The sequence below is a fragment of the Gorillibacterium massiliense genome (genome assembly GCF_000455485.1).
Classification (GTDB): Bacteria; Bacillota; Bacilli; order Paenibacillales; family NBRC-103111; genus Gorillibacterium; species Gorillibacterium massiliense.
This window is the reverse complement of the sequence record NZ_CBQR020000157.1, coordinates 1-7,541: the sequence shown is the minus strand read 5'-3', so window position 1 is coordinate 7,541 and position 7,541 is coordinate 1. Positions and strand designations below refer to the sequence as shown.

General features: G+C 50.1%; 7 protein-coding genes and 1 pseudogene. 2 read left to right on the top strand and 6 right to left on the bottom strand.

Features of this window, described 5'->3' with window-relative positions; translation table 11 throughout:
- The 4 genes and pseudogenes from TJ79_RS22310 to TJ79_RS22295 form a co-directional block, all read right to left on the bottom strand.
- Nucleotides 1-447, bottom strand: a pseudogene (locus TJ79_RS22310) (Fe-S cluster assembly protein SufD); the annotation flags it as partial.
- A gap of 28 nt (nt 448-475) precedes the next feature.
- Entirely contained in the window at nt 476-1,276 is an 801-nt protein-coding gene (sufC, locus tag TJ79_RS22305) for a Fe-S cluster assembly ATPase SufC (protein ID WP_040952563.1), read from the bottom strand.
- A gap of 93 nt (nt 1,277-1,369) precedes the next feature.
- Nucleotides 1,370-2,011: a DUF1802 family protein gene (locus tag TJ79_RS22300; protein ID WP_052339875.1), complete on the bottom strand. Its 642-nt coding sequence runs from the start codon at nt 2,009-2,011 to the stop codon at nt 1,370-1,372.
- Between the two features lie 93 nt (nt 2,012-2,104).
- Entirely contained in the window at nt 2,105-3,001 is an 897-nt protein-coding gene (locus TJ79_RS22295) for an AraC family transcriptional regulator (protein ID WP_040952562.1), read from the bottom strand.
- 175 nt (nt 3,002-3,176) lie between these two features.
- Here TJ79_RS22295 and TJ79_RS22290 point away from each other — a divergent pair, with 175 nt between their 5' ends.
- Both TJ79_RS22290 and TJ79_RS22285 read left to right on the top strand, forming a co-directional pair.
- Nucleotides 3,177-4,574, top strand: coding sequence for an MATE family efflux transporter (locus TJ79_RS22290; RefSeq protein ID WP_040952561.1), 1,398 nt, complete (start codon nt 3,177-3,179; stop codon nt 4,572-4,574).
- Nucleotides 4,575-4,637: 63 nt separating this feature from the next.
- Nucleotides 4,638-4,808, top strand: coding sequence for a hypothetical protein (locus TJ79_RS22285; RefSeq protein ID WP_040952565.1), 171 nt, complete (start codon nt 4,638-4,640; stop codon nt 4,806-4,808).
- 178 nt (nt 4,809-4,986) lie between these two features.
- On the opposite strand, the gene TJ79_RS22280 is transcribed toward TJ79_RS22285, so the two are convergent.
- Both TJ79_RS22280 and TJ79_RS22275 read right to left on the bottom strand, forming a co-directional pair.
- On the bottom strand, nt 4,987-5,946 hold the full coding sequence (locus TJ79_RS22280) for an acetylxylan esterase (protein ID WP_040952560.1): 960 nt from the start codon (nt 5,944-5,946) through the stop codon (nt 4,987-4,989).
- A 44-nt stretch (nt 5,947-5,990) separates the two neighbouring features.
- Nucleotides 5,991-7,205: an MFS transporter gene (locus TJ79_RS22275; protein WP_052339876.1), complete on the bottom strand. Its 1,215-nt coding sequence runs from the start codon at nt 7,203-7,205 to the stop codon at nt 5,991-5,993.
- Nucleotides 7,206-7,541 lie beyond the last annotated feature (336 nt).

Genomic DNA, 7,541 nt, shown 5'->3' with positions numbered 1-7,541 from the left:
AAGGGCAGTCAACCGGTTTTCATCTTGAGCGACAGCCTTCAAGAAGTACTTTTTCACCAAATCTCCATGCTCCCGTACTGCTGTCTCCAAATCGGTGAAAATAACGCCTTGCTTCGCGATTTCCTCCGAAGCGCTGGCGTAAACGATACGTGCGTTTTGCTGAACCAGCACATTGTCCGGGCAGCCTTCTCCCAGAAGAGCGCGAGCTTCTTCCGGCAGCTTTTCCAGGCCGTCGCAATCCTCACAATCCACAGCCGCAGCTGGCAGACCATAAGCATCCAGCTTCCATCTGTCGATTCTTGTTTTTTCCACTTTCGGCAAATCCAGCGATTCCGCCAGTTCAAGCCCCTTGAGGCGCAGCGCCGACAGCCATTCCGGCTCGCCTGCTTTCCGAGAGAGCTCCGTCACGGTTTGGCGGTCGATGGGAAATATCGTTTCCGTCGTCATATGGGTTCCACCCGCTCCTCTCTCGTCCCTAGGCTTCTTGACCGACTTCGTCGCCTACGGTTTCATCTGTGATGCCGAGCTCTTCCTTGATCCAGTCGTAGCCTTCATTTTCCAGGCGCTCCGCAAGCTCCGGTCCGCCGGATTTCACGATTCGTCCCTGCATCATAACGTGGACATAATCAGGTTGAATGTAATTCAAGAGCCGCTGATAGTGAGTGATGATCAGGAAGCTGCGGTTTTCGTCGCGCATGGCGTTTACACCGGCGGCAACGATTTTCAAAGCGTCGATATCAAGGCCGGAATCGATCTCGTCCAGGATGACCAGACGGGGCTCCAGCATCATCATTTGCAAAATTTCGTTGCGCTTCTTCTCCCCGCCGGAAAAGCCTTCGTTCAAATAGCGATGAGCGAACTCCGGATTCATCTCCAGTTCCTTCATCTTCTTTTCCATCTGACGGATGAATTTGATCAGCGAAATCTCGTTGCCTTCGCCGCGGCGGGCATTGATGGCGCTGCGCAAAAAGTCGGAGTTGGTAACGCCGGGAATTTCGCTTGGATACTGCATGCCAAGGAACAATCCGGCAAGCGCCCGTTCGTCCACGGACATTTCGAACAGGTCTTCACCGTCGATCGATGCGCTTCCGCCTGTTACTTCATATTTCGGGTGCCCCATCAGTACCGAGGCCAAGGTGCTCTTACCGGTTCCGTTCGGTCCCATAATGGCGTGAACTTCACCGTTTTTGATGGTTAAGTCAAGCCCTTTGAGAATTTCTTTTCCTTCAATATTTGCCCTCAAGCCGTTAATTTGAAAATCCAGCGTGTTGCCCATTGTCCATCCCCCTGTATATGAAGTCTCTCATTGATTCTCAGTGATTCTCATTCGCCTTAGCTTCAGTTTATTACATGACTTCTTAAAAATCAATCAGACGGGACCTAAGCTTCCGCCTGTTTCGCGCTTTTCTGCGGCTGTTTCTTCCAATTGTTGACTTATAGACAAAAGATGCTTAATTTTCCATACCTGCTCTGCGAATTCAGCGTCGGTCAGCACCGGAATCCCAATGTCCCCATGGATATCCGTTTGCAACTGAATCCATGACTTACAGCCTCCATACTCTTCCAAACGGGGAATGGGGACAGGCTCGGACAGCTTGTACACCCGAAGAAGCAGCGCATGCAGCGGATTTTTCTTTTTCCAGCGCAGCCGTTCTTCTGCAAAGTCGTCCGTCCAGATGTGAAAGTCGCGCAGCTGTTCCAGCTCTTCCAAGCTAAAAATCTCTAAATCCTCTACCACTTCCGCCCGGCAGACAATGGATACGATGTCTTCCGCTTCCGGGTTCATTTCGGCTTGAGCCTCGCTCCAAAAGCCACGATATTTAGCTTTGACCAGATTCGCTTTTTGATGCTCATAAGTGGGAAACAGAAAGAACGAATGACTTTCCAGCTGAAAATCCTTTGTTTCCTCAGCGATGCCGCCTTTACGCAACAGCAGGATGGTCTTGCCTTCGGCAAGTGCGTTAACTGCCACAGCCCATTCTTTGAAGGCGACAGGCAACAGTTGGTTCATGATCCGACTCTCCTTCCCATTTTGCTTTTCCTTCCTATCTTACTCTTTCTCTCTCAAAAGGAAAAACGATTGGGGACATCCTCATTCGGAAAATTATAGAAACTGCTTACGGAACAACGTTGGGGTCATCCCCTCCGCCTTTAAAAATGATGAACTGAAATAAGGAACATTCCGGAAGCCTACCTCTTCGGCAATGCGGGCCACAGTGTAATCCGTCTGCATCAGCAGAAGCTTGCTCTGGGAAATCCGGTACCGGTGCAAATATTCCATCGGAGAGCAACCGTATTCCCGGTTCATGCAGCGGGCGATGTAGACGGGGTGAAAATTCAGACTTTCTCCCAATGCGGCAGCCGTAATATTTTCCCGGAAATGCATGCGCAAGTAAGAGGCGGCTTGTTCCGCGCACCGTTTATGGGGAGAGAGCTTTGCGCTGTCGAGAGAATCACTGAGAACCCCAAGCAGCCCTTGAAAAAGCGTTTGCTGGCGCAGCAGCATCGAACTCATATGCGCACGAGGCTCTAGCGAATGGAGTTGGATCAACAGTTCCTGCATACGGGCAGGCTGAAGCACGGTAGTGTAACGGGGAAGACGCAGACGAAAGGGATGAACGTCGAACTCGCTTAAGCAGCTCCTTAGGCCGTTATTGCTCCCCGCTAGAGATTCTTGTTCCGGGATTTCGACATCCTCCTCATTGTCCGTTAAGCACCAAGGACCGGAGCATTGAAAATGAAGCCAATGATAAGAGGTCGGCTCGGTACAATCCCGATTCCCGAAATGATGGCGATCCGGACTGAGAATAAGCGCCTGTCCAGACTTCACTTCGAATGAATCTTCATCCTCCCCCATATACAGACAACCGGAATGAACATACAGGAGATCGAACACCCGAATGTTTTGCCGGTTAAGATGACGGTGTCCCGGCATAAATTGATGCGGTCCGCAAGAGATAAAATGAGGCAGCGGAGGTACGGTCAACTGAAGAATGTTCATCCGGCAATCTCCTTTTAGAAGAGGTTTTAAAAATGTAAACATTGGTTTGCTGTATAAATCCCAACTCAAATTAGAATCCATTATAATGTTCAAATCAAACGTAATCAGTCACTGTTATCTCGAGGTTGAAAGGAACGCTCGCCAAAAGGATAACTCCAGAAAGGAAGTTTGTATAGTGAAACAGAAAGAAATATCCTTCGGCCTTTGGATGCTTGCTTGGCCCATCTTCCTGGAGGTTTTTCTGCAAACTCTGCTGGGTACCGTCGATACGCTGATGGTCAGCCGCATTTCGGATGATGCGGTGGCGGTCGTAGGCATTTCCAGTCAATTATTCGGCGCGGTCACGACTCTCTTTACGACCTTCGCCGGTGGCGCCGGTATCCTTATTGCCCAGCGAATCGGTTCCGGACGTACCCAAGATGCCCGCTCCCTAGCTATCATCGGGGTTTCCGTCAGCACCGTATTGGGGGTCGCAGTCAGTATCCTGCTCTTTTTCTTTGCGGACCCGATGGGCAGCATGCTGGGAATTTCTCCAGATCTTCTTCCCCTTTCCCATGTCTACATCACCTACGTAGGGGGAGGGCTGTTCCTGGTGGCCATGAGTGTCTCTATGGGAACGGCGATTCGCAATACCGGCAATACGCGAGGAGTGATGTATACAGGCATCGCCGTAAACGTCATTCACATCTTTTTGAACTATGTCTTCATTTTCGGCCTTTTCGGATTGCCCCGAATGGGACTTGGCGGCATTGCCCTATCCAATGCAATCGCCCGAGCTCTCGGTGTCATCGTTTTATACCGCCTGTTCAGCGGCTCTTTTGCGATAACGGTAAAGGTGAAGGATTTCGCCAGGTTCAGCGGATCATACATCCGCGAGATTTTGCATATCGCATGGCCTCTTGGCCTTAACTCCTTCAGTTGGGTATTTTCTCAATTGATCATCTATTCTTTCCTTGCCCGTCTGGGAGCGGAAGCGTTGGCCGCACGGACCTATATGAACACGCTGGAATCCTATTGTTTTACCCTTGGGTTCGCCATCGCCATGGCCAGCCAAATCCAAACAGCTCATCTTTATGGCGGAGGGAAAACAAAAGAAGCGTATACTGGCGCATTCCGTACCCTTTATATCGGGCTTGCCATCGTGATGGCTAACATCTTGGTCATCTTCGCCTTCGGCAAACAGCTCTTGGGCTTTTTCACGCAGGACGAGACGATTATCGCCATGGGTGCTTCCCTCCTCACCCTCAACCTGCTGCTGCAACCTGCGAAGATGCTTAATATGGGAATGAACAATGCCCTTAACGCCGTAGGCGATACCCGTTTTCCGATGTACGTAGCCATCACCTCCATGTCTCTGATCGCCGTAGGTGGTGCCTATCTTTTAGGGATTGCAGCCGGTTGGGGACTGACGGGCATTTACGTGGCGATGATCAGCGACGAAACGGTCCGCGGCCTCTTCGTGCTCCAGCGCTGGCGGGGAAAGAAAAACCTGTTCGTGAACGGATACGCTGCGACGCCGAAAGGAAAAACAAGGATGCGTACGCCATTATTTGCAGATAAAAGCTGCGAGTAAAAGAGGCAAACGTTCAGCATGCTAAATATGCTCGACCAAGCCGATATAGAGGAGGAAATGGCAATGCGCGAAGGATTGATACCCGCTGTACTGGGCACGGTAGTCACAGGAACGGGCGCCGCGCTGCGCATGAGGTATCCGATGATTGGCACAGCGGTCTTAGGGTTCGGTGCGGCACACCTCGTACTGGGCGCTATCGATCTGGTAGAGCACCGCAAACAAAGCTGGCGGTGACTCGCCTTATGGGCGGCTAACCGAAAGCACAAAAAGAGGCGGATATACTCCGCCTCTTTTTGCTGCTGTTTTCTTTCAGAAAGTAAAACCTTCGAATCAGCGACTTCCTGATATCGCAAGAAAAACGACCTCTGTAAGTGATCTGTCTTCTTTGAACGCACCTCGATAAACGTTTTTCTTATAAGTCGCTGAAGAACGTGGCGATTTTGTCATTCAGTCCAGGCAGCCCTTCATGCCCGAAATCCGGAAACACTTCTAACCGCTTTGGCGCAGTGATCTTGTTGTATGCTGCCATTTGGGTAGAGGGTGGACAAATGGTATCCATCAAACCGATACCCATCAAGGTTTCGCCTTTTATGCGCCGAGCCAGGTTCTGAATATCGATGTAACCCAGTTTCGTGAAGATCTCTTCCTCATGCTCATGCTGCGGATCGAATTTGCGGAAATGGGTGCGCAGCTCATCGTAAGCATCCTTGTCCAAATCCATTTCCCAAACCCGCCGGTAATCGCTAAGGAAGGGATAAACGGGAGCCAGCTTGGTGATGCGCGGTTCGAGGGCGGCGCAAGCGATGGTTAAGCCGCCACCTTGCGACCAGCCGGTTGCGAATACGCGGGTCGGATCAACCTCCGGCATGTCCATGGCGATACCGGCCAGCTGTGCCGTGTCCAGAAAAATATGCCGCATCAACAGATTATCCTCATGATCTTCCAACCCGCGGACAAAGTGCCCGTTCAAAGTGTTTCCTTTTACACCGCCTGTGTCCTCGGACTTTCCGCCCTGTCCCCGGCAATCCATGAAAAATACGGAATAACCTAAAGACGCATAAGACAGCTTATCCAGCCAATCTCCGGATTCGCCTGAATACCCATGAAATTGGACGATGGCCGGATGTTTTCCGCTATCGCTTTTGGGGCGGACATATTTGGCGTGAATGCGGGCGTTGCGTACGCCAGTAAAATAGAGATCATAACAATCGGCGAAAGGAACTTGGAATGAGCTTGGGATAAGTTCCAGCTCCGGTTTTGTATTCTTCATCTCCGTCAACGCCCGTTTCCAGTACTCGTCGAAATCCCTCGGCTGGGGGGTAATTCCTTGATAGACTTTAAGCTGCTCCAATGGCATATCAATCGTCGGCATAAAAAATCAACCTTTCTATCGAGCTTAATAATAGAATCAATACCTTATTTTAGTATTTTCCTAGCAGGAAAGACAACGAGCAAAGTTAAAACGACTCCCATCACGAGGTTTAAGCCGTAAATTTGCATCCATTTGGGGCTATCCGCGATGGCGTCGTAAATCCTTCCTCCGACGATGGGGCCAACGAAGGCTCCAATCCCCGTCATAGCCGAGTACACGGCGATGAACATCGGCCGCTCACTTTTTGGTGTATCGCCAATAGTAAAATTGAAAACGAGCTGATTAAAGCCTCCGATCCCGATACCGTAACAGGCGAGCGCCATGAGCAACACCGGAAGCGCCGGCATGAAACTGATCAGTCCCCATGTCAAACAGGACAAGGTAATGAGCGGAAGTGTCCAAAACAGCAGCTGCTTATTGCTGTATTTTGCATTAAGATTGCCCCATATATAAAAGCTGCAGGTCATGGCAATGGTTTGAACGATCGTGACAATGGAGACTTGGCCTTGACTCATTTCCAATTGTTTCAACATAATCGTCGTGAAAAATGGAATGACTATACTCTGCATAAATGACCAAACAGTAAGAAAAATCGTTGGCTTCATGAACGCGGAATCCCGCAAAGGCCTAAGGACCATGGGAAGAAACTTGGACTCTACTGACCTTTCAAAGTGAGGATTGGGATACAACGTAAACGCAAAGCAGTTAATGACGGCAAAGATGCCTATGATAATGAACAGAAGACGAAATCCCGCCTCTCCGGGATGATCTTGCAAGATGGCAGCGCCGAAAAAGAGGCTTAGGGTCGTTAGTATATTCAAAAACGTATTGCGGATGCCGAAAAAACGTCCCTGGATACGAGGATGAACCATATCACCACAGAGGGCCGTCCACATCATACCGCCAGTCGCATTACCGATAAAGGCAACGGTATAGAGCAATATAAACACCGGTATCCACATCGCCTTATCAAATACAAAAGGGATGAAGCCCGTAAGTGACCAGAGGATCCGATGGACGGAGGCCAGAAAGACAAAGGGCCATTTGCGATTTTTTAGCCGTTGGGAAAAAAAGGCCATAAACAGCTGAGCGACATTGGTTAACGTCGGAATGGCAAAAATGAGCCCCATCTGTGTAGAGGTGGCCCCCAAATAAAGCAGGTAACCGGATAGGAATTGACCGCCAAGCAAAGTCTGAACAATCGTAGCGGGAATCCCCTCAACCATCAGCACCCATAAGGATTTGCGGCTTGGAGTCATTTGTTTGTAGTTGAGAAGACGATGCAGTGAAATGTCGAACACGACCCCTTTGTTTTATGATTAAACTATCATATCACGGTTGCCTGAGTGATGAAATGAAAACATGAAAATAGGCGGATGCCGTGCCGACACCCCTTCTCCGCTCATACCCTGTCAGTAGACCGATACCCATTTTTACGACAAGAAAGGAGTTGTGCGCCTATGACCGATCAGCAAAAAGCCGCTTATGATCAACAGCCGGTTCAGGTGGAGCTAATTCCCCGCAGCATGGGGACAGCCCTATTCCCGGGTACTGCGGGGGCCGCATTCGGGCAGCCCTATTATCCCTATCCCTAC